This is a genomic window from Mumia sp. ZJ430 (assembly GCF_011751845.1).
Lineage (GTDB): Bacteria > Actinomycetota > Actinomycetes > Propionibacteriales > Nocardioidaceae > Mumia.
This window is the reverse complement of record NZ_JAAHFK010000001.1, coordinates 110,808-130,933: the sequence shown is the minus strand read 5'-3', so window position 1 is coordinate 130,933 and position 20,126 is coordinate 110,808. Positions and strand designations below refer to the sequence as shown.

At 71.7% G+C, this 20,126-nt stretch carries 19 protein-coding genes; 4 read left to right on the top strand and 15 right to left on the bottom strand.

Going from position 1 to position 20,126, the window contains the following annotated elements:
* Window positions 1-10: 10 nt before the first annotated feature.
* Entirely contained in the window at window positions 11-502 is a 492-nt protein-coding gene (locus HCT63_RS00635; RefSeq protein ID WP_167000595.1) for a hypothetical protein, read from the top strand.
* On the opposite strand, the gene HCT63_RS00630 is transcribed toward HCT63_RS00635, so the two are convergent.
* Window positions 450-1,403 (bottom strand): AraC family transcriptional regulator, encoded by a 954-nt coding sequence (locus tag HCT63_RS00630; protein WP_167000593.1) that lies wholly within the window; start codon window positions 1,401-1,403, stop codon window positions 450-452. The two genes, HCT63_RS00635 and HCT63_RS00630, sit on opposite strands and share 53 nt — an antisense overlap.
* A gap of 122 nt (window positions 1,404-1,525) precedes the next feature.
* Between HCT63_RS00630 and HCT63_RS00625 the strand changes: the two genes are divergently transcribed.
* Complete coding sequence (locus HCT63_RS00625) at window positions 1,526-2,356, top strand: NmrA family transcriptional regulator (protein WP_182397123.1); 831 nt, start codon at window positions 1,526-1,528, stop codon at window positions 2,354-2,356.
* Window positions 2,357-2,467: 111 nt separating this feature from the next.
* Here HCT63_RS00625 and HCT63_RS00620 read toward each other — a convergent pair whose 3' ends face one another.
* The 6 genes from HCT63_RS00620 to HCT63_RS00595 form a co-directional block, all read right to left on the bottom strand.
* Window positions 2,468-5,566 carry a M14 family metallopeptidase gene (locus HCT63_RS00620; RefSeq protein ID WP_167000590.1) on the bottom strand — a complete coding sequence of 1,033 codons (3,099 nt, stop codon included), beginning with the start codon at window positions 5,564-5,566 and terminating at the stop codon, window positions 2,468-2,470.
* A 101-nt stretch (window positions 5,567-5,667) separates the two neighbouring features.
* Window positions 5,668-6,318 (bottom strand): response regulator transcription factor, encoded by a 651-nt coding sequence (locus HCT63_RS00615; RefSeq protein ID WP_167000588.1) that lies wholly within the window; start codon window positions 6,316-6,318, stop codon window positions 5,668-5,670.
* The gene (locus tag HCT63_RS00610) at window positions 6,315-7,463 is read right to left on the bottom strand and encodes a histidine kinase (RefSeq protein ID WP_167000587.1); all 1,149 of its coding nucleotides are present in this window, start codon (window positions 7,461-7,463) and stop codon (window positions 6,315-6,317) included. Before HCT63_RS00610 ends, HCT63_RS00615 begins: the two co-directional genes overlap by 4 nt.
* Complete coding sequence (locus HCT63_RS00605; protein WP_167000585.1) at window positions 7,460-8,620, bottom strand: hypothetical protein; 1,161 nt, start codon at window positions 8,618-8,620, stop codon at window positions 7,460-7,462. Before HCT63_RS00605 ends, HCT63_RS00610 begins: the two co-directional genes overlap by 4 nt.
* Before the next feature lie 110 nt (window positions 8,621-8,730).
* Complete coding sequence (locus HCT63_RS00600) at window positions 8,731-10,086, bottom strand: FtsX-like permease family protein (RefSeq protein ID WP_167000583.1); 1,356 nt, start codon at window positions 10,084-10,086, stop codon at window positions 8,731-8,733.
* The gene (locus HCT63_RS00595; RefSeq protein ID WP_167000582.1) at window positions 10,083-10,781 is read right to left on the bottom strand and encodes an ABC transporter ATP-binding protein; all 699 of its coding nucleotides are present in this window, start codon (window positions 10,779-10,781) and stop codon (window positions 10,083-10,085) included. The genes HCT63_RS00600 and HCT63_RS00595 overlap by 4 nt, the downstream gene beginning before the upstream one ends.
* A gap of 269 nt (window positions 10,782-11,050) precedes the next feature.
* Between HCT63_RS00595 and HCT63_RS00590 the strand changes: the two genes are divergently transcribed.
* Window positions 11,051-11,476 (top strand): hypothetical protein, encoded by a 426-nt coding sequence (locus tag HCT63_RS00590; RefSeq protein WP_167000580.1) that lies wholly within the window; start codon window positions 11,051-11,053, stop codon window positions 11,474-11,476.
* 12 nt (window positions 11,477-11,488) lie between these two features.
* Here the strand turns inward: HCT63_RS00590 and HCT63_RS00585 are convergent, their stop codons facing one another.
* The 6 genes from HCT63_RS00585 to HCT63_RS00560 all read right to left on the bottom strand — a co-directional run bounded on the left by HCT63_RS00585 (window position 11,489) and on the right by HCT63_RS00560 (window position 16,205).
* Complete coding sequence (locus HCT63_RS00585; RefSeq protein WP_167000579.1) at window positions 11,489-12,109, bottom strand: dihydrofolate reductase family protein; 621 nt, start codon at window positions 12,107-12,109, stop codon at window positions 11,489-11,491.
* Window positions 12,109-12,615, bottom strand: a complete 507-nt coding sequence (locus tag HCT63_RS00580; RefSeq protein ID WP_167000577.1) for an SRPBCC family protein — start codon at window positions 12,613-12,615, stop codon at window positions 12,109-12,111. The genes HCT63_RS00585 and HCT63_RS00580 overlap by 1 nt, the downstream gene beginning before the upstream one ends.
* On the bottom strand, window positions 12,615-12,959 hold the full coding sequence (locus HCT63_RS00575; RefSeq protein ID WP_167000576.1) for a metalloregulator ArsR/SmtB family transcription factor: 345 nt from the start codon (window positions 12,957-12,959) through the stop codon (window positions 12,615-12,617). The genes HCT63_RS00580 and HCT63_RS00575 overlap by 1 nt, the downstream gene beginning before the upstream one ends.
* A gap of 39 nt (window positions 12,960-12,998) precedes the next feature.
* The gene (locus HCT63_RS00570) at window positions 12,999-14,666 is read right to left on the bottom strand and encodes an ABC-F family ATP-binding cassette domain-containing protein (protein ID WP_243842823.1); all 1,668 of its coding nucleotides are present in this window, start codon (window positions 14,664-14,666) and stop codon (window positions 12,999-13,001) included.
* Window positions 14,667-14,810: 144 nt separating this feature from the next.
* Complete coding sequence (locus HCT63_RS00565; RefSeq protein WP_167000574.1) at window positions 14,811-15,434, bottom strand: DUF1707 domain-containing protein; 624 nt, start codon at window positions 15,432-15,434, stop codon at window positions 14,811-14,813.
* Window positions 15,435-15,497: 63 nt separating this feature from the next.
* Window positions 15,498-16,205 (bottom strand): GAP family protein, encoded by a 708-nt coding sequence (locus tag HCT63_RS00560; protein ID WP_167000573.1) that lies wholly within the window; start codon window positions 16,203-16,205, stop codon window positions 15,498-15,500.
* 138 nt (window positions 16,206-16,343) lie between these two features.
* Between HCT63_RS00560 and HCT63_RS00555 the strand changes: the two genes are divergently transcribed.
* A complete protein-coding gene (locus HCT63_RS00555; RefSeq protein WP_167000571.1) occupies window positions 16,344-17,060 on the top strand; it encodes a hypothetical protein in 717 nt (238 codons plus the stop codon).
* A gap of 15 nt (window positions 17,061-17,075) precedes the next feature.
* Here the strand turns inward: HCT63_RS00555 and HCT63_RS00550 are convergent, their stop codons facing one another.
* Together HCT63_RS00550 and HCT63_RS00545 are read right to left on the bottom strand one after the other, a co-directional pair.
* Window positions 17,076-17,984 carry a formylglycine-generating enzyme family protein gene (locus HCT63_RS00550; protein WP_243842822.1) on the bottom strand — a complete coding sequence of 303 codons (909 nt, stop codon included), beginning with the start codon at window positions 17,982-17,984 and terminating at the stop codon, window positions 17,076-17,078.
* A 52-nt stretch (window positions 17,985-18,036) separates the two neighbouring features.
* Window positions 18,037-20,109 (bottom strand): PhoX family phosphatase, encoded by a 2,073-nt coding sequence (locus HCT63_RS00545; protein ID WP_167000567.1) that lies wholly within the window; start codon window positions 20,107-20,109, stop codon window positions 18,037-18,039.
* Between the last annotated feature and the right edge of the window lie 17 nt (window positions 20,110-20,126).

Below are 20,126 nucleotides of genomic sequence, written 5' to 3'. Positions count from 1 at the left end.
CATGCCGGGCATGGATCTTCTGACCCGCGTCACGCTCGCTCTGCTCAGCGTCGCGGCCGGGGTCACGATCGTGGTCGTCGGAGCGACGTACCTCGTGATGTCGTGGATGGCCGCGTACGAAGCCTCCGTAGGCGACGTGCTGGGTGGATCGATGTTCTTCGGGTCGGGCAGCGAGGTCGCGTGGCAGGCGACCCTGATCGTGCTCGACTTCTGGGCCCTCGTGGTGCTCTTCCTGCTCCCGGCCGCACGCCGCGTCCCAGGCACGTGGCGGCTCGCGATCGCGGCAATGCTGTGGTTCGGGATCACGAGAGGACTCACGGCAGGACGGCTCGCGTCCGACGCTGTGCTCCCCTGGGAGTCCGCGTTCGCTGTCGTCAACGCTGTTCTGGCGGCGCTCGCGGTGGTCGGGATCGTGCGCGTCTGGCCGCTCGCCCGCGGTCGGGCCGCGCTCACCGAGCCGCGGCTCGCACCTGTCCCTGCGACCGGTACGCCGTCGGACTGAGGCCGCGCTCGCGCGAGAACGCGGCGCTGAGCGCGAACGGAGACGCGTAGCCGACCTCGCGCGCGATCGCGGTCAGCGTCCGGTCCGTCCGCTCGAGCAGGTCGGCAGCGAGCGCGAGTCGCAGGCTCGTCAGGTAGGCCATCGGTGGCTCGCCGACCACCGCAGAGAAGCGTCGCGCCAGCACCGCGCGGGAGACCTGGGTGTGGGCCGCGAGCGACGCGACCGTCCACGGCTCCGCGACACGCCGGTGCAGCTCTTGCAAGGCCGGACCGACGACGGGGTCGGCGGAGGCGCGGTACCACCCCGGAGCCGCGTCCTCCTGGTCGGCGAGCCACGTGCGTACGGCGGCGAGGACGACGAGGTCGAGCAGGCGGTCGAGGAAGACCTCCTGCCCCGGGACGTCGCGCTGCATCTCCGCGCACAGCAGCGCGACGAGGTCGTAGCTCCACTCGCCGCGTCGCAGCACGACGATCGGCGGCAGCGCGCGCAGCAGCCGCTCGCTCACCGCGGACGCGCGCTCGTACGTGCCGGTGACGAGCATCGTCGCGCCGTCGGCCGCGTTGCCCCACGTCCGAAGGCCGAGCAGCATCTCCTCGGACATCGACCGACCGGCGGCGTCGACGCAGTGCTGGCCGGGCTCGACGAAGACCTGCGGAGGTGTCTGCGGGTCGTCGGCGATCGTGTACGGGTCGGGGCCGCGCAGCAGCGCGAGGTCGCCGGGCTCGAGCAGCGTCGGCGCGCCGGTCGCGGTGACGACCCACGCCGACCCTTGCGCGACCACGACGGCCGACAGCGGCGCGCGGTCGCGGATCCGCAGCGACCAGGGCGGCGCGAAGACCGAGCGCAGCAGGAACGCCCCGTCCGCGCGCGGGCCGTCGAGGAGCCCTCCGACGATGTCCACCCGACCAGCGTAGGCGCTCGTGAGACGTTCGCGTATGGAACTGCCCTTGTCAGCCATGGATCGTCTCGGCGCAGTGCAGTGAGATGGAGTCCTCATCAGCCACACCCACCCAGGAGGAACCCATGTTCAGCACTCACGACGCTCCCGTCCTCGTCGTCGGCGGAGCCGGCAAGTCCGCCCGCCGCGTCGCCTCCCGACTCGACTCTCTCGGCGTCCCCGTCCGCGCGGTGTCCCGTACGACGGCCATCCCGTTCGACTGGTCGGACCCGTCGACGTGGGACGCCGCCCTCGACGGCATCACGGCCGCCTATCTCTCGTACGCGCCCGACCTCGCCTTTCCCGGCGCCGCCGACCAGATCGCCGATCTCGCCCGCCGGCTTGCCGACCACCGGATCGAGCGCGTCGTCCTGCTCTCGGGCCGCGGCGAGGCCGGTGCCCGAGCGGCGGAGCTCTCGCTGCTCGACGCCGTTCCGACCGCACGGGTCGTCAGCTGCTCGTTCTTCGTGCAGAACTTCACCGAGGGCGTCTTCGCGTACGACGTACAGGCGGGCGAACTCGCGATCCCCGTCCCTACGGACGTCCCCGAGCCGTTCGTCGACCTCGAGGACGTCGCCGACGTCGCGGTCGCCGCGCTGCGCGACGACACCTATGCGGGTGAGGTGCTCGAGCTGACCGGACCCGAGGCGATGACGTTCGGCGAGGCGTGCGCGTCCGTCGGCGCCGCGCTCGGCCACCCCGTGAGCCTGCGCGCGATCTCCGTCGAGGAGTTCGTGGCGTCCGTCGTTGCGGCGGGCGAGCCTGCCGAGGTGGCGTACGGGCTGGCAGAGCTCTTCGCCGAGGTCTTGGACGGCCGCAACGTCGCCACCACCGACACGATCGCGCGCGTGCTGGGCCGACCTTCGACGTCCATGAGCGCTGCTGCACAGCGAGACGTCGCCCAGCTCGCGCACTGACGGGACGCAGTTCGTCTGTGCGCCCGACAGACGAGACGGGCGGTGAGCCTGCCGTCACCGAGCTTCCTCGGATGACGGCGGACCCACCGCCCGTTCGCGCTGCGGAGCCGCCTACTCCAGCAGCGCGTCCAGGGACCTCCCGAGGAGGTCGCTCCGTGCGCCGGCGTCGAGGCCCTCGAGCCCGAAGCCGAACAGCACCGAGTCGTCGGTCATGACGGCTGCGCCCTCGTCGACCGACTGCTGACCGCGCTCCCAGTCGTTCGGGTTGCCCGGCGAACCAGCCGGTGCGCCTGGCACCGTCCAGTCACCGAGGTCGGACTCGAACGACGTGTCGCTGACGGTCGCGCCGCCCACGGTGACGCTCGCGTCGTCGATCCACACGCCGAGGTTGGTGGTGCCCCAGTCGGTGGCGTAGACGATCGCGACCTCGACCTCCTGGCCGGCGTAGGCCGACAGGTCGGCCTTCCAGTCCTGCCAGCCGGAAGAGTTGCCGCTGAACGCGTTCCACTCGCCCGTGGTGCCGGTGGGCTCGCAAGCTGCGTTCATGTAGTGGCCAAGCTGCGGATGGATCTCGGCGACCCAGCCCGAGGTGCAGCTGTCACCGGTGCTCTGCGTGGTGTCGGAGGTGCCGCCGGTGTCCGGCAGCGTCGTCCAGTCGTCGGTCCCGACCGGGCGCACCTCGACGAACAGTGCGTCCCAGTCGGCCTCGACGTCGGCACTGAACTTGAAGTCGATCGAGCCCGACGTCGCCCCGGTCAGGTCGACCGTCGTTGCGAGCCGCTTGTACGACTGGTCGGCCGAGCCTGCGCTCATGAACCACTCGCCGGTGTACGGCGAGTACGGGTCGCCGAACCCGCGCAGCCACGACAGCGGAGCGCTGGACGCGAACTGCGGGAACTCGTCGGCCGGCAGGAAGGACGACGTCGCGACGAAAGCGCCCGTGTGGTCCTGCGTCGCGTCGAGCTGGGCGGCGAATCCGGCGAACGGCCCGTCCTCGTCGCCCGACAGCGCGAACGCCGTCCCGTCGTCGCGCGTGCCGCCGTTGTCGACGTACTGGTACGACCCCAGCCAGTACTGGAGGAAGTCGTTGCCCATCGGCAGGCACGGGTAGGCGCCCGGCGTCGTGCACGAGCCGGCCGTCTCCTCGTCGGGGTGGTAGTAGTACGAGCCGTCCGCCGCCTGTGCGTAGAGCGCGTACTTGCCGGCGATCAGCACCTTGCCGCCGTCGTTGAGGTAGTCGCGGACCCGGAGCTCGGTGTCGTAGCCCCACTTCGCCGCGGAACCGCCGGGCTGGCCGACGTTGCGCGGGATGATGTCGTTGCCCGTCTGCCAGACGACCGCGTCGTAGTGCGACAGGACGCCGAGGTCGTGCGGTGCCTTCCGGCCGTTGGCGTCGATGTCGTACACGTCGGTGCTGAAGCCGGCATCGTCCAGCGCCGCTGCGTACGCGGCGACGGCGTTCGGTCCGCCGGTCTGGGCCGGTGATGCGCCGGTGTAGTCCTCGGCGGCGAGGATCAGCACGTCACCGCCGATGTCGCTGGCGACCGTGTAGGAGAACGACTCCTTCGCGCTGCGCAGCGGCTTCACGTTGAGGCCGGTAAAGATCACCTCGACCTTGTCGCCAGGCTTCTGTCCCTTCACCGCGGCGCGGTACTCGGCGTAGTGCTTGTCGTTCTCGCCGCCGTACTTCTCGCCGCCCTTCCACTCCTTCATCGGAGTGATGCCGCGGATGCGCCCGTTGATCTTGTACGTCATGAGCAGGCCCTTGAGCTTGCGCTTGGCCGTGACCGCGACGGTCTGCTTCGTGCCGTACGAGGTCGTGAACGCGTCGGGCCGGATGTCCTTGACCCGCTGGCCGATCGAAGACTTCGGGTCGTCCGGGTCGTGCGCCGACTCCGCGAGCGACAGGGCGAACGGGATGTTCTTCTCGAACTCCGCCTGGACGAGCTCCTCGTCGTCCGGGAACGCGAAGACGCTCGTACATGCCTCGGGCTCCCACTCGTCGTCAGGATCGACCGCACTGGCCGTCGCGCAGGTCGCCATCTCCGGCGTGAACGCGAGCGTGCCCTGCTCCTCGTGGGTGTGGCCGTCGGTGTCGCCGTTGGTGGTGTAGAGCTCGGCGGAGATGTCCGGGTCGTATCCGGGGATCGCCGAGTTGGCGTCGTTGCCGGCGAGCGCGGTGTAGATCTCGTCGTCCGGCGTCGGGGTGTCGACCTGCCACCCGGTGCCGTAGAGCAGCAGCTCTGCGGCCGAGTGGTAGTTGACGAAGAACTCGAACCCGACCTTGTCGACAAGGCCGACGGTCGCCTGCGTCTCGGGCTCCGAGGCCGGCTCCGGGCCGCGGTAGGTGTCGCTGAAGGGCTGCGGCGAGCTGCCCTCGTTGTCGTAGCCCCACTTGAACGGGAAGTTGCGGTTCATGTCGACGCCGTCACCCACGGTGACCTGACCGTCGCCGTTGTTGTCCCGCACCGTCTTGCGCCACTCGCGGTTGCCCTCGGTGAAGGTGAAGTCGTAGCCGTCGGGGTTCTGGACGGGCAGGAACCACAGCTCGGTGGTGTCGAGGATCTTGGTGATCCGGCGGTCCTTGCCGTACTGGTCGAGCATGTGGTGCATGAGGCGCTGGACCATCTCGGGCGTGATCCACTCGCGCGCGTGCTGGGCGGCGCCGTAGAGGACGGCCGGCTTGCTGCCGTCCTTGGTCTTGCTCGCGTTCTTGCCGACCTTGACGGCGAGGATGTCCTGGCCGGTGCCAGACTTGCCGGCCTTCACAAGCTTGGTCAGCTTCGGGTAGGCCCGTGTGGTGGCGACCATGTCGTCACGGATGCCGCCGGCCTCGCTGTAGGAGGTGAACACCTCGTAGCCCGCGGCGGACTGGCGTGCGGAGAGGGTGGTGGCCTTGACCCCGTCGATCTTCTTGAGCTTCAGCGGCACGCCCTGTTCCACGAGCTTGGCGGCCTCGCCGGTCGGGAGGACGACCTCGACCTTCGCCTTGCCGTCACCGGTCGGTGCAACCACATCGTGTCCGCGGTCGACCCCGGCCTCGCCGAGGAGGTCGAGTCCCTTCGCGTCGACGGTGGCCGTATAGATCTCGAGGTCACCTGGCGGGGAGTCCGCGGACGGTGACGCTGGTGGAGACGCGGCGGCCGGAACGGCTGCCAGGAGCCCTCCGACGAGTGCGGCGGTGAACACGATCGCTACAGGACGTCTCATGCTGTGCCTCCACGGGGCCAGGTCGTGTCTTGTCCGACACGTACTGCCGAAAATGTTCCAGTGTCGAGGCACCGTGTCAACGGTTGTGCTGAGCAACCTGCCTAGCGGCCCGCGGCGACGAGGCCCGTCTCGTACGCGATCACGACCGCTTGAGTGCGGTCGCGGGCGCCGAGTTTGGCCAGGACGTTGGCCACATGGGTGCGGACCGTCTCGACCCCCACGACGAGCGCCGTGGCGATCTCCGGGTTGGACATTCCCCGCGCGACGAGCGCGAGGACCTCGGCTTCCCGCGGTGTCAGCGCGGGCCCACCGTACGAGATCCGGGCCGTGCCGTGTCGCAGGGCGATCCGGCGTACGGACTCGGGGAACAGCAGGCTCTCGCCGGCTGCCACCGCGCGCACCGCGGCGACGACCTGGTCGGCATCGGCGCGCTTGAGCAAGAACCCCGAGGCGCCGGCTCGCAGCGCGTCGAAGACGTGGTCGTCGCTCTCGAAGGTCGTCACCACCAGCACGCGAGGCGCCGGGTCCAGCGTGAGCACGAGCTCGGTCGCACGGATGCCATCGACGTCAGGCATGCGCACGTCCATGCACACCACGTCCGGCGAGAGCGACCGGGCAGAAGCCAGAGCGGCCGCGCCGTCGCCCGCCTCACCCACGACCTCGATCTCTGGATCGCTCTCGAGGATCGCCCGCAGGCCCCGCCGTACGAGGGGCTCGTCGTCGACCAGCAGGACCCGGATCGTCCCGTTCATGGTCGTGGCTCCCTGTCGATCCCGAGCGGGACGCGGGCGAGGAGCACCCACGTCGTCGCGTCGACCGTACCGACCTCGAGCTTGCCTCCGAGCAGCGCCACGCGCTCGCGCAACCCGGCGAGCCCGTGGCCGGAGCGTTGCCCGCGAGAAGTGGCGCGGGCCCCGATCCCGTTGCGGACCTCCACGACGAGGGCGGGTCCGAAGTGCGTCGTGAGCACGATCGCCGTGCCGTCGCCGTGCTTGTGCGCGTTCGTGAGCGCCTCTTGCACGATCCGGTATGCCTCGCGCGAGACGAGCGGCGCGATCCCGGCGGGCTCGGCGAGGTCGGCACGGACGTCCGCGCCCGCGGACACGTACGACGCCACGAGCGCCGGCACGTCGGTGAGCCGCTGCTCGGGAAGGCGGGCGGTGGGTTCGTCGCGCAGCACGCCCAGCGCGTGGTCGAGCTCGTCGAGGGCGTCACGAGCGGTCCGCGCGATGATCTCCAACGACTCGGCGGCGTGCTCGGGATCGCGGTCGACGACGCGGCGTCCCGCGACGGCCTGCAGCGAGATCACGCTCAGCGCGTGGCCGATGCCGTCGTGAAGGTCGCGCGCCAGCATGCGCTGACCGTGCTCGCGGCGGATGCGCTGCTCGGCGACGGCAAGCCGATCGGTGTCGGTCGGGCCGAGGCAGACGACGGCGAGCCTGGCGAGGAGGATCCCGAGCGCGGCGACGGCGGCGAGGATCCCGACCACCGCACCCACCGCCGCGTACCAGGGAAGCTCGCTCGCGGCGAGCGGGATGCCGACGACCAGTGCCGTGCCGGTCAGCCCGCCCAGGAGCACGTGGGCGAGCACGAACCAGGTCGTCCGCCAGCGGTGGCGCCGCGGCTCGGCCGGCTCCTCGACCAGCTCGCCGTCGGGGTCGAGCAGGATGCGGGCCGCCGCGACCTCGACGTCGCGCACGCCGGGGAACAGCGACACCGCGACGAGCAGCGCGACCACGAGGACGACGCCGACCACGCCCACGAACACGTGGGCGGTGGTGCGCCCCACGGCGGCGACGCTGAGACCGAGCAGGCCGAACGCCAGGAACAGCGCTGCGCCGATGAGGAGGAAGACCGTACGGAGCAGCGCCGTCCTGATCGCACCGGCTGCGCTCATGCAGCCATCCTGCCGGGCGAGAGGTCCGCCTGCGGAGCGGGCCGGTCGTCCAGGCGGCGTCGACGGACGTATCCCCAGACCGCGACGGTCAGGGCTGGTCCCCACAGCCAGAACGGGAGGAGGAGCAGCATCCACAGCGCTTCGCGGTCTCCGTCGGCGGCCTGTTCGACGGACATCAGCGCGATCGAGGGTGCCGAGGCGGTCAGGACGAACGCGACCGCATAGCCAGGGACTGCCGCGGCCGCGACGGGAACGGCGCGACCCCCCACGGACGGCATCCAGGCGGGAAAGACGCGGCCCCACGGGCGGAGCAGTCCCAGCGTCAGGACCGCACCGCCGAGAGCTGCCGCACCGAGCATCAGCCCCCACAGCCGCATCGACGGATCAAGGTCTGCAGGCGTGATCGGGCCGGTGAAGAGGCTGTCGGGGACGAGCCAGGTGGCACGGATGGCGACGTACGGCAGAGGGCTGAGGATCGCGAGGACCGTGGCGACGGTGGCGACCCGGTCGAGGCGTGCGGACGGGCGTCTCAGCCGTGCGGTGAGCGGTGCCGCGAGGGGGAGCGTGGCCGCCATCCACTGGACGGTCGCGAGGGCGAGGCCCACCAGGAGCCACGGCCGACTCCCGACCCGGGCGAAGCCGCCGCCGAGCTCACGCACCATCTCGCCGACCGCGTCGGGAGCCAGCGATTCCGAGGCGGCTCCCCACCACGCGACCAGGCCGACTACGACGACGGCCGTCGTACGCGCAGCGGTCGATCGGCGCAGGGCCGCGACGAGGAGGGCGATCGCGACGAACGGGATCGTCATCGCGCACACGTAGCCGACGAAGGAGATCAGCTGCGTGTCCATGCACGACAGCGCGAGCACGACGGTGACCGTCGCGGCGGGGACGAGGAGCCGTTGACGTTGCGCCGGCGTACGGGCCTGGCTTCGGAGTGCGGCAGCGACGGCGAGGCCGAGCACCCCGGCCAGCAGGACGAGGGTCGCCGGGAGCGGGCCAGGGAGCAGGGCGACGACGGAGACGCTGCCGGAGCTGGCGTCGAAAGGGTGGGTGTCGGGCTCGACAAGCCACCACAGGGCCAGGGCGGCCGCGAGGGTCGACGTGACGGCGAGTGCGAGGGGTGAGCGGGCGTGGGCGCCGAGGGCGTTGAGCACGAGGACCTCCTGAGAGGGGATCGGGACTCGTCCAGCCTCGCGACGACGCGCACCGCCGGACTCCTCCGTACGGGGGAGACCGGCGGCGTCGGCGGGGGAGATTCGCGGGTTCAGATCACCACGCGGGCAACTCGGCGGGAGCTGGCCGCGCCGGCGAGGACGAGGGTGGTTGCGACCGCCACGCACAGCAGGTACTGGATGACCACCGACGGCTGCGCCACTGGCTGTGTCCCGACGATCGGGACCATCACGAGGAGCACGCAGACCGTCGCCAACCCGACACTGACCGTGAGCGGGACGAGGGTCTCGCGCATCCGTGCGCGGTCGAGCGTGCGAGGGTCGGTGCCGGCGAGGGTCAGTGCGCGGTACTCGGCGTGCTGCTCGATCACGCGACCCGCCTGCATCACCCCGGTCGACACTGCGGCGAGGACACCCGCGATCGCGAGCGTCAGAAGGCCGCCCGTCTTGAGGTCGGCGATGAATGCCGCCTCGTCGACCCGCCCGCTGTCGGTCGGGTCGAGCAGCGAGAACGTGCTCGTCAGGCCGGCGATGAAGGCCGCGAGAGCGACGCCGCCGACCGAGCGCCACGCCGACTTGGGGGAGTCCGCGATCCGCCGTCCGGCGAGCAGGGTGGGTACGGAGCGCGCCGCGCCCGCCGTCATGCGCCCGGCGATCCAGAGGACGAAGGGGCCGACGAGGTTGAGCGTCGCGAACATCGCGAGCAGCAGCGCCACCAGCACCGCGAGCGCGACTCCGGCTGAGCCGCCGGTGAGCTGCGGCGCGACGATGAGGGCGCCGGCGACGGCGAGCATCACGAGGACCCGCACCGCTCGCATGCCCGGCGGCGTGACGCGCTGGGCGACGCCGAGCGGGGTGATCGCCACCCGACGCAGGCTCGCGATCGCCGAGAGCACCGCCACGGCGAGGACGGCCGCGACCGCGCCGATCATGACCGGCACACCGACCCAGAGCTCGGACAGTCCGAAGCTCCGCCCTTGGAAGCGCACTTGTGCGACCGCCGGCACCAGCACCGCGTACCCGACGAGACCGATCAGGGCACCCACCGCCGCCTGGGCCGCGGCGTCGAGGACGGTCAACCCGGTGACCTGGCTGCGGGTCGCGCCGCACAGTCGCAGCGTCGCGAGGCGCGCGTCGCGTCGTGCCGCCGCCATCCGGGCGGCTGCCGCGCCGAGGGTGGCGAGCGGGACGAGCAGGAGGAGCGCCGCGATCCCGGCGAGGAGCGGGTACTGGATCGCGTAGGGGGTCTCGGGGGCCTCGAGCCCGGCCCGGATCCCGTCGGCTCCACCGGCTCGGTCCCAAAACGCTTGGACCCCCGCGATGACGACCAGCAGGACGGCGGTCGACGTGGCGAAGGCGACGACGGCCAGCACCGCGGTGAGGCGGCGCGGATCCTCATCGCCTGCACTCCGGGAACGAAGCAGCGACCACAGGCGCAGCGTCGTCATCGTGTCGCCTCCGCGACGTACTCGCCGGTGACTCGTCCGTCGCGCATCGTGATCGTGCGCGCGCAGTGGCGTGCGACCCCGGCGTCGTGGGTCACGACGACGAGCGCGGCGCCGGTGCTGCGGGTCGCCGACGTGAGGACCGAGAGCACCTCTGCGCCCGTCGCCTGGTCGAGCGCCCCGGTCGGCTCGTCGGCGAACACGACACCGGGCGCGCCCGCGAGGGCTCGTGCGATCGCGACACGCTGTGCCTGACCTCCCGAGAGCTCCCCCGGTCGGCGCTTCTCCATTCCGCCCAGCCCGAGATGGCCGAGCCATGCTGCGGCGACCCGGGTGGCCTCGACGCGAGACGTCCCGGCGAGCATCAGCGGGAGCGCGGCGTTCTCGACCGCGGGCAGCTCGGGGAGGAGCTGGCCGGACTGGAACACGAAGCCGAAGTCCGTACGCCGCAGCGCCGTACGACGACGGTCAGACAGTGCCGCGAGGTCGCTGCCCTGCCACGTGACCGATCCTGAGGTCGGGCGGATCACCCCGGCGAGGCAGTGCAGCAGAGTGGTCTTGCCGGAGCCGCTGGGGCCCATGATGGCGACGGACTCGCCGGGGGCGACGGCGAGATCGACGCCGGCGAGGGCGTGGGCGGTGGTGGGGCCTTCGCCGTAGGTCTGGACGAGGTCGCGAGCGACGAGCGGTGCGTTCATGCCGCCACGGTAGGAATTCGCAGGGGTGGGTTTCGTCGGTCTGCGGGACGGGACTGCGGCTCGCGCGTCATACTCCGGTCGGACGGCGAGCGAGGAGGACACGTGGCGGACGGCGAGCTTCTTGCGCAGGCCTACTCGGCGGCCTGGCAGCACCGGGAGACCACCGGCGACGCCTCGCGCTGCTGATGCGGGCATGGACGCGAGGGACGCCTCCCGAGCGTCTCTGGCGGCCGATGCTGTGGAGCGGGGTCACGTCCACCTTGGCCACGGTGCGTCTCCTGTATCGGATGCTGCGGACACCGAAGGAGTTCACGCTCCCGCGCGGGGTGGTCGCGTTCGGCAGCGTGCGAGAGGACGACCCGGAGTATGTCCTCCTCGAGACCCTCCCGTTCCACGAGGAGGCGGGCACACAGGCCGTGCTGGCATGGGCGTGGCCGATCACGCACGACCCCGCCGATCTCGACGACATCGACGACGTGCCCGTCTGGCTCGACGTGATCGAGGGAACTGACGTCGCCGCTGTGATGATCGGCGAGCGCCGTGTCGGCACCACGACGGTGCCCGAGGGGACGTACGACGCGCTCCGACTGCTCGACCGTCGCCAGCGCAGGTGTGTCCCGGACGGTTCGCTCGACCTGCGGCGGCTCCCCGACGGGCGGCTCGTGGTCGAGCACCTCGACGTCGAGCTGCCCTGACGCGCCGAGAGGCTAACGCTGCCGGACGGCGTAGGTCAGGTGGGTCACGTTCCGCGACGACTCCGCGCGGACCTGCTCCAGAGCGACGCGGTCGGCGTCGACGCCGTCGAACAGGCGGACCCCGCACCCGAACAGCACGGGCGACAGCGCGATCGAGAACTCGTCGACCAGGCCCGCGTTCAGATACTGAAGGATCGTCTCGCCGCCGCCTGCGATGCGGACGTCGCGGTCGCCGGCGGCCTCGCGGGCCTGGTCGAGCGCGGACTCGATGCCGTCGTTGACGAAGTGGAAGGTGGTCCCGCCCGGCCGCTGCCAGGGCTCACGCTTCTCGTGCGTCACGACGAAGACCGACGTGTGGAACGGCGCCTGCTCCGGCCACATCGCCTCGCCGGCGTCGAACATGCGCTTGCCCATGACGCTCGCGCCGGTGCGAGCGAACGTCTCGCGCAGGATGTCGTTGTCGCGCCCCTCCTCGCCGCCCTCGCCGAGCAACAGGTTCTCCCGGAAGAACCGCTGCGGGAACACCCACTGCTGCAGCTCCCTCCACTGCTTCCCCATGAGCTCGTCCGAGGACTCGGGCGCGATGAAGCCGTCCAGCGACATCGACACGCTGAAGAACGCCGTCCCGGCCATCAGCCTTCCTCTCCCGACCGAGCGATCTCGGCGACGTAGGCAGCCAGGTTGCCCAGAGTCTGCTGGCCGCCCTCGATCGCGTGGAACTTCTCGACGGCCTCGGCGCGCAGCTCCGCGGTGGGGAACACCGTGCGCATCTCGATGCGGGTCGCCGCCCCGTCCGGCTCGAACGTCAGGACCGACTCGAAGGCGTTCGGGTCGTCGCGGGACTCACCGTGCAGCATCGCGATCCGCTCCGACGGGACGATCCCGGTCCACGTGATCCACTCCTGGTAGTCCGTCCCGTCCGGTCCGTGCATCACGAAGTCCCACTCTCCGCCGACGCAGAACTCGAACGACCGTGTCGTGGTGGTGAACCCCTCCGGTCCCCACCACTGCGACAGGTGCCGCACCTCGGTGAACGCCTCGAACACCAGCTCCCGCGGGGCGTCGATGACCCGCGAGATGACGATCTCGCGGTCGGCTGCCGTCGACGTCGGCGGCGTTCCTTGTCCTGTCGTGCTCATCAGTCGATCTCCTTGTCGTGTCGTGTGAGGTCCTGCACGTAGGCGTCCAGGCGGTCGAAGCTCTCGTTCCAGAACTGCTCGAACCCGCCGGCCCACTCGTGGACCGGGCGCAGCCCGCGGGCGTCAAGGCCGTACAGACGTTGCTTGCCTGCCTTGCGGTCTCGCACCAGCCCGACCTCCCGAAGCACCCGGAGGTGCTTGGACGCCCCTGGCTGCGTCATCCCCAGCTCCTCGGCCAGCTCGGTCACCGGCCGCTCGCCTGTCCGCAGCAGCACCAAGATCTCCCGGCGCCGCGGCTCGGCGATCGCGTTGAAGACGTCCGACGTCGTTGCTGCCCGTGCCATGGGAAGAATCATATACCCATATCGGCATGCGTCAAGCAGTCAGAGCGCGAGCGTCGCGCCGTCCCACTCCCGACGCCACCAGCGGTCGTGGGTGACCAGCACGACCGGGACGCGCGACGCGGCGAGCGCCTCCTGGAGCTCCTCGACGAGCGCGACCGACAGGTGGTTGGTCGGCTCGTCGAGGAGCAGGAGCTGCGGGTGCTCGCTGACGACCCGCGCGAGGGACAGCCGTCGTTGCTGTCCGATCGACAGGTCCGCCACCGGCTTGTCGAGGTCGCGGGGGTGCAGCAGGCCGGTCTCGCGCAGCGCGTCGCGCCACTGCTCGGCCGGCGCGTCGCGGCCGGCGGCGAAGGCAGCGAGCGCGCTCGCGCCGGGATCCGCGTACGCGTCCTCCTGCGGGAGGTAGCCGACCCGCAGCCGACGCTGCCGTCGTACGGTCCCGGAGTCGGGCTCGAGGACGCCGGCGAGGACACCGAGCAGCGTGGACTTTCCTGCGCCGTTGGGACCGACGACCAGCAGCCGGCTGTCCGCGGTGACGTCGAGCGCGTCGAGACGCAGGCGTCCGGCCACCACGACGTCGCGGACGGAGACGAGCACGCCGTCGGCGGGTGCGGCGTCGACGAGTCCGGTGAACGCCCGCTTCTCCGGCGGCGGTTGAACCGGGTGGTCCGCGAGCCGCGCGAGCCGGTTCTCGGCATCGCGGACCCGCCTCGACACCGCGGCGTCCTTGCGCTCGCCGAGGAAGTGGCCGATGAACTTGTCGTTGTCGCGCGGCGCACGGTAGCCCTGGTGCCCGACCTGCCGGCTGCCGTTGGTCACGACCGCCTTCGCCTCCGCGTACGCGGTCTCCCACGCGTCGCGCGCCTGCGCCCAACGCACGCGGGCGGACGCCTTCGCGTCGAGGTACGCCGTGTAGTCGCCGGTGTAGCGGGCCGGACCGGTCGACGTGGTGCCGTCCGGCGCGACGTGGAGGGTCGGGTCGAGGTCGAGGATGCCGGTGCAGGTCGCGTCGAGGAAGGCACGGTCGTGCGAGACCACGACGACCGCGCCGTGCTGCTCGGCGAGCGCGCGCTCCAGGTAGTCCACCGCCGCGTCGTCGAGGTGGTTCGTCGGCTCGTCGAGAAGCATCAGGTCCGCCGACACGACCAGCGCCAGCGCGAGCGCGAGCCGCGAGCGTTGCCCGCCCGAGAGGGTCGAGAGTTGTCGGTCCGAAGGGAGGTCGCCGAGCCCGAGTCCGGCGAGGGCGCGTGCTGCCCGCGCGTCCGCCGACCAGCCGTCGCGCCGCTCGTACTCGTCGAGGACGTCGCCGTACTCCTCGAGCACCGCCTCGTCACCGTCGGTCATCGCGTGCTCGAGCGCGCGCATCCGCGTCTCGAGAGTGCGGAAGTCGGCGAGCGCGGCGTCGGCCGCATCGCGGATCGTGCCGTCGTCGGGGAGGTCGGGGACCTGGCCGAGGTATGTCACATGCGCGGGACGCGTGACCGTGCCGTCGTCGGGCGCCTGGATCCCGGCGAGCACACGCAGCAGCGTCGACTTGCCGGCGCCGTTCTCGCCGACGAGCCCGAGGCGCTCACCGGGAGACGCGGTCAGGGCGACGCGGTCGAGGACGGTGCGCAGCCCGTACGCGACGGTGATGCCGCGGGCGACGAGCGCGCGGCTGGTCGCGGCGGCGAGCGAAGCGGCGGGGGGATGAGCAGAAGAAGACACCGAGGAACCTCGTGGGGTCCGGAGGGGCTCGCCGGGCACGTGGCCTCGGACGCGAGCGGAGTCGGTGTCAGTTCTTCATCGCCCATCCAGGATGCCATGCCGGGTCAACCGATTAACGCTGAGCGAAGAACGCCGGTCGATTGCTCAACGCTCGTCGAGCGTGCCGCGGCGCACCGAGACTCCGCCCCAGATCGCGACCCCGCGGACCCGTACTGTCGGCGAGTTCGGCCCGACCTCGCTGTCGTCGGTCGGACCACCGAAGCCGCCCATGATCCCGATGCCGTCCATCACGACGCGGGTCGTCGGGGCGACTACGACCTCGGCGCCACCCATGATCGCGTTGACGGTGATGACGACCTCGGGTGCGCTGAACCGGGCGCGCCGGGTGTCGATGAGCGCGCCGCCCATCACGGCGGTGACGGTCAGGTGCTGCGGGACCAGCCAGTCCCCGCGCCGCTCGAAGCCGCTCATGATCGCCACCCCACGTTCGCGTGCGGGGCCGGCCGGCACGACCGCATTCACGTGCTGCGCCGGCTGCGCGGGGCGGACCGGGAGGGCCTGCGCGAAGGGCGGCGCATCCGGCAGGTCGGCGGTCAGCGGGACGAGGTCGGCGACCGTGCGGGCCGTGTAGGCGGCGCCGAGCCGCTCGTCGAGCTCGTCGGCGTCGATGCGCCCGTCGCCGGCGGCCGCGCGCAGGATCTCGGCGACGTGCTCGCGTTCGGCGTCGGACACGCGCATCCGCCGTGCCGGGTCCTCGGTGGGCTCCATGCGCAAAAGGCTACGGACACGTGGGTGCGAGAGCCACGGGGGACCAGCGTCGCGCCGGCCAGGTCAGCGCGAGACGAGCGCACCGACCCCGTTCAGGATCAGGAGCACGCCGATGATGCCGAGGAGCCACGCCGTCGCCGAGCCCGCACCACGCTCGGCCCACGTGCCGAAGCGACGCAGCGGCGCGTCGACCCAGCGCGCCGCCACGATCCGGAGCGCGAGGATGACGAGTGCGGGCGTGATCATCACGAGGCAGTACACGACGAGCGTCGCGATCGTCGTGGCCGCGCCCAGGTCGGCGGCCGTGAGTGCGCCGATCGCCGCGAGGTAGGGGAGCATGCTTGCGGCCTCGACCGCACCGGCGGCAAGAGCAAGGACGACGATGCCGCGGCGGGTGCCCAGAGCCGCGGCGATGCGCTCGTGCCAGCGACGAGCGGTCGACTCTGGATCCTCGCCGCGCTTCGCCTTGGCCTTCGGATCGACCCGATAGCTGAGCCAGACCAGCAGAGCACCCGCCGCGATCACCACCACATCGCCCACGACGGAGTCGAGCGCGTCGACGATCGCCGGCCCGACGGCATACGCGCCCGCGGCGAGTGCGAGCCCGAGGACGAGGTAGAAGGCGGCGATGGTGAGGAGGTAGGCCAGGACCCGCCCGAGCTCGCCCCGCCGGGTCACCAGCACGAGCCAGATGGGGATGACGAGGGTCCCGATGCTGGTGCCGTCGACCAGCGCCATCACCAGGAGGAAACCCGCGAGTGAGAGCGTCACCCCCTCAGTCTCGCTGCCTCCAGGCTCATGGCGCATCGGCCGGAGGTCGAGCGACGGCCCCACCTTTGGTAGGGGGCGTACGGCAAAGGTCGCGCGGGAGATTCCCACACGGTGGCGTGATGTGGGAGCGTCGCTCTCATGCTGAGTGCGCTGCTGTGGGGCGTTGTCGCCGCGTCGTCGTTCGTCCTCGGCGGGGTGCTCGCACTGTGGCGCCCGCCGAGGCCGTCGTGGGTCGCCGTCGGTGCCGGGATCGGTGCTGGCGCGCTGCTCGGGGCGGTGTCGTTCGAGCTCATCATCGAGGCGGCGGACCACGCTGGTCGCGAGCTGGTCATCGCCGGGGGGATGCTCGCCGGGGTCGCGCTGGCCACGACCCTGATGCTGCAGCGGGGGCTAGGTGCCGCGATCGCCGACACCCGGCAGGCACCGCCCGAGATCGAGCACCGCTTCGCGACGCTCCTGCTCGCGGTCGCTGCCGAGGCGGTGATCATCGTCGGGGCGCTGCACGGGCACGGCATCACCGCCGCGGTCGTCGTCGCGGTCTTCCTCTGCGGCGTCCCCGAGGCCGTCGTCGGCACCGCGCTGCTCGTCGACGGTGGGGCCAGCGGCGCGCACGTGATGCGGACGTGGATCGCGCTCGTCGGGTACGGCGGGCTCAGTGCCGTGGTCGCGGACCTGCTGCTCGACCTCGGCGGACCCAACGTGGTCGCCGGTGTCCTGTCGCTGGCAGGGGGCGTCGTGATCGCCGACATCGTGGCGCACCTCATCCCGACCGCGTTCATACGGCTGGGCGTGCTCAGCGCCTTCCCGGTGGTCCTGGGGTTCGCGCTGAGCGTGAGCCTGATCGGCGTCGGCTGAGCGGACGCGCTCGGCTCAGGCGTCGGCCGCGCAGCGGAAGCCGACGTGTCCTGTCGAGCTCCGTACGCCGTGACCCTGGCGCGCGGCTGGTCGGTAACGGTGGCAGTACGACGGCGCGCACAGGTGCGACCCGCCCTTCGTGACCATGCGCGTGCCCTCGTCGAGCGGAGCTGCCGGCGCGCAGCACGACGGCGGCGCGACCTCGCCCTCGTGGGTCTGCGACCACGGCGTGCCCGTCCACTCCCACGTGTTGCCGGTCATGTCGAACAGGCCGTAGCCGTTCGGAGGGTAGCTCCCGACCGGCTGGGTCATCCCGCGCTTCTTCGGGAGGTCGTTGCGCCACGGGAACTCGCCGTGCCAGGTGTTGGCCATGACGCGGCCCTTCGGCATGAACTCGTCGCCCCACGCGTAGCGGGCGCCGACCAACCCGCCGCGGGCCGCGAGCTCCCACTCCTCCTCGGTCGGCAGCCGTTTGCCGGCCCAGTGGACGTACGCGACGGCGTCCTCGTACGCGACGTGGACGACGGGGTGCTTCTCGCGGCCGTCGAGCGTGCTGCCGGGACCCTCCGGATGGCGCCAGTCGGCGCCGGGCTGCCAGCGCCACCAGCGCTGCCAGTCGTCGAGCGGGACGGGGCCCTCGGTCGGGGTGAAGACCAAGGATCCGGGCACCAGCGCGGCCGGGTCGGCCCCGGGGAACTCACGCAGGTCAGGGGCCCGCTCGGCGACCGTGACGTGGCCGGTGGCCTTGACGAAACGGCGGAACTGCGCGTTGGTCACCGCACAAGGGTCGATGCGGAACGCCGGGACGGTCACCTCGCGGACCGGCTGCTCCTCGGGGTAGAAGTCTTCGCTGCCCTGGAGGAGGAGGTCGGGCCCGACAAGGACCATGCCCGCGTCGATCGGCTTCGCGGGGCGTGTCGGCATCACGGCGGCCATGCTAGCCGCCGCGGAACCGGCACACCCCGCGCGCGGGACGTCAGCGGCGGGTGCGCCACGCGGCGACGACGGCAGGACGCGGCACCGAGCCCGGACCGTCCGGCCACCGCGACGCCGGAGCATCGACGCTCGCGCCGTCCTTCTCGCCCGGGTGCTGCACGCACACCATCACCCGGTCCTCGTCGATCCACGGGCCGCACGTCTCCGCGCCGACCGGCACCGTGAGGAACTGCTTGACCTGGCCGCGGCGATCGCCGTCGAGCGGCACTGCGAACAGCCCGTCGTGCGAGCCGAGGGCGTTGCCGTCGGTGGAGATCCACAGGTTGCCGTGCGGGTCGAACGCGACGTTGTCTGGGCACGAGATCGGTGAAACGCGCCGCGCGTCGAAGCCGCCCCAGTAGGTGGTCGGGTCCTTCGGGTCGCCGCACACGAGCAGCAGGTTCCAGCTGAACGAGGTCGCCGCTGCGTCGTCGTCGTGCTCGGTGAGCTCGAGGACGTGTCCGTGCTTGTTGGCGTGGCGCGGGTTGACCTCGTCGGCGACCGCCTGGCCGGCCGCGCCACGGTTGCTGTTGTTGGTCAGCGCGACGTACACCTTGCCCGTACGGGGGCTGGGCTGGACGTCCTCGGGGCGGTCCATCTTGGTGGCCCCGACGAGGTCGGCGGCCTGGCGCGTGAACAGCAGGACCTCCTCGGCGGTCATGCCCTTGACGTACGAGGTCGTCCCGCTGACCAGTGGCACCCAGACGCCCACGCCGTCGAACGCGCCGTCGCTCGGCAGCGCGCCCGTGCCGTCGATCTCGGCCTGAGAGGAGTTGCCGAGGAAGCGCGCGACGTAGAGCGTGCCGCTGTCGAGAACGTCGCGGTTGCGGCGGCGCGCGGAGTCGTTGTCGCCGCGCGCCACCGTGCCGGAGGAGACGAACTTGTAGAGGTAGTCGAAACGCTCGTCGTCACCCATGTACATCGCGACGCGGCCGTCGTCGGTGATCCGCGGCTCGGCGGCCTCGTGCTTGAAGCGGCCGAGAGCGGTGCGCTTCTTCGGCGTCGACGTCGGGTCGTACGGGTCGACCTCGACGACCCAGCCGAACCGGTTGATCTCGTTCGGCTCCTTGGCCACGTCGAAGCGGTCGTCGAACCGCTCCCACTTGCGCTCCGTCGCGCCGCCCGCGGCCCCGTACCGCTTGAGGCGGGCGAGCGTGACGGGGTCGGTGACGGTCGCGCCGTTCGCGAAGTACTGGTTGACGTTCTCCTCGGCCGTGAGCCACGTTCCCCACGGGGTGAGGCCGCCGCCGCAGTTGTTGAGCGTGCCGAGGGCCGTACGCCCCCGCGGGTCGGCCTTTGTCCGTACGAGCGGGTGGCCCGCGACGGGACCGGTCAGCTCGAACGCGGTCTGGGTGTGGAACCGGCGGTTGAGGCGGTGGCCGAGCACCGGCCTGAGCGCGCCCGTACCGCGCTCCTCCTCGACGACGACGACGCTCAGCCCGTGCGCCGCCCAGCCGATCTCGACCTGCTCGCGCGTCGGGTTGGCGGCGTCGTACCCGCGGTGCATCATCTGCTCGCTGGTGTACTCGTGGTTCACGACCATGAGGTGCTGGCCGCGGCCGAGGGGGAGCAGCCCCAGGAAGTCGTTGTTGAAGCCGAACTGCTTGCGTTGCGCGGCCGCGTTCTGGCGGTCGACGTCGAAGGCGGGGACGCCCTTGAAGAGCGGGTCGCCCCACGCCATCACCACCGCCTGCGCGTAGCCCGGCGGGACGGTGACCTGGTCGAGCGTGTTCGGGTCGACCGGTACGAAGTCGAGGCCCTTGCCGCTCGCGCCGCCGTGGCCGGAGCTCTTCGTGCCGGCTCCTGCGGAGACGGACGGCGTGGCGGCAGCAGGTGCCGCGGTGCCGAGCGAGAGGCCGGCGGCGGCAGCGCCGACACCGACGACCGCCCCGGCGCGCAGCAGGCCGCGGCGCGACATCGCGGTGGCGACGTCACCGAAGTACGCGTTGTCGGACGTGTTGGGTGCGTCGTGGGCGCACGCGTCGCCGCAGCGCATGCGGCAGGTGAGGGCGGCGCGCCCCGACGCGCATGGCGAGCCGGAGGACGGGCTGAGGAACGGCAGCAGTGGGGGCACGATGGTCTCCTGGCGTC

Bases quoted from the DNA above. Each gene is read 5' to 3' on its own strand.
- HCT63_RS00635 (WP_167000595.1), top strand. From the start codon at position 11: ATGGATCTTCTGACCCGCGTCACGCTCGCTCTGCTCAGCGTCGCGGCC.
- HCT63_RS00625 (WP_182397123.1), top strand. From the start codon at position 1,526: ATGTTCAGCACTCACGACGCTCCCGTCCTCGTCGTCGGCGGAGCCGGC.
- HCT63_RS00620 (WP_167000590.1), bottom strand. From the start codon at position 5,566: ATGAGACGTCCTGTAGCGATCGTGTTCACCGCCGCACTCGTCGGAGGG.
- HCT63_RS00615 (WP_167000588.1), bottom strand. From the start codon at position 6,318: ATGAACGGGACGATCCGGGTCCTGCTGGTCGACGACGAGCCCCTCGTA.
- HCT63_RS00610 (WP_167000587.1), bottom strand. From the start codon at position 7,463: ATGAGCGCAGCCGGTGCGATCAGGACGGCGCTGCTCCGTACGGTCTTC.
- HCT63_RS00600 (WP_167000583.1), bottom strand. From the start codon at position 10,086: ATGACGACGCTGCGCCTGTGGTCGCTGCTTCGTTCCCGGAGTGCAGGC.
- HCT63_RS00595 (WP_167000582.1), bottom strand. From the start codon at position 10,781: ATGAACGCACCGCTCGTCGCTCGCGACCTCGTCCAGACCTACGGCGAA.
- HCT63_RS00585 (WP_167000579.1), bottom strand. From the start codon at position 12,109: ATGGCCGGGACGGCGTTCTTCAGCGTGTCGATGTCGCTGGACGGCTTC.
- HCT63_RS00580 (WP_167000577.1), bottom strand. From the start codon at position 12,615: ATGAGCACGACAGGACAAGGAACGCCGCCGACGTCGACGGCAGCCGAC.
- HCT63_RS00575 (WP_167000576.1), bottom strand. From the start codon at position 12,959: ATGGCACGGGCAGCAACGACGTCGGACGTCTTCAACGCGATCGCCGAG.
- HCT63_RS00565 (WP_167000574.1), bottom strand. From the start codon at position 15,434: ATGGAGCCCACCGAGGACCCGGCACGGCGGATGCGCGTGTCCGACGCC.
- HCT63_RS00555 (WP_167000571.1), top strand. From the start codon at position 16,344: ATGCTGAGTGCGCTGCTGTGGGGCGTTGTCGCCGCGTCGTCGTTCGTC.
- HCT63_RS00550 (WP_243842822.1), bottom strand. From the start codon at position 17,984: ATGCCGACACGCCCCGCGAAGCCGATCGACGCGGGCATGGTCCTTGTC.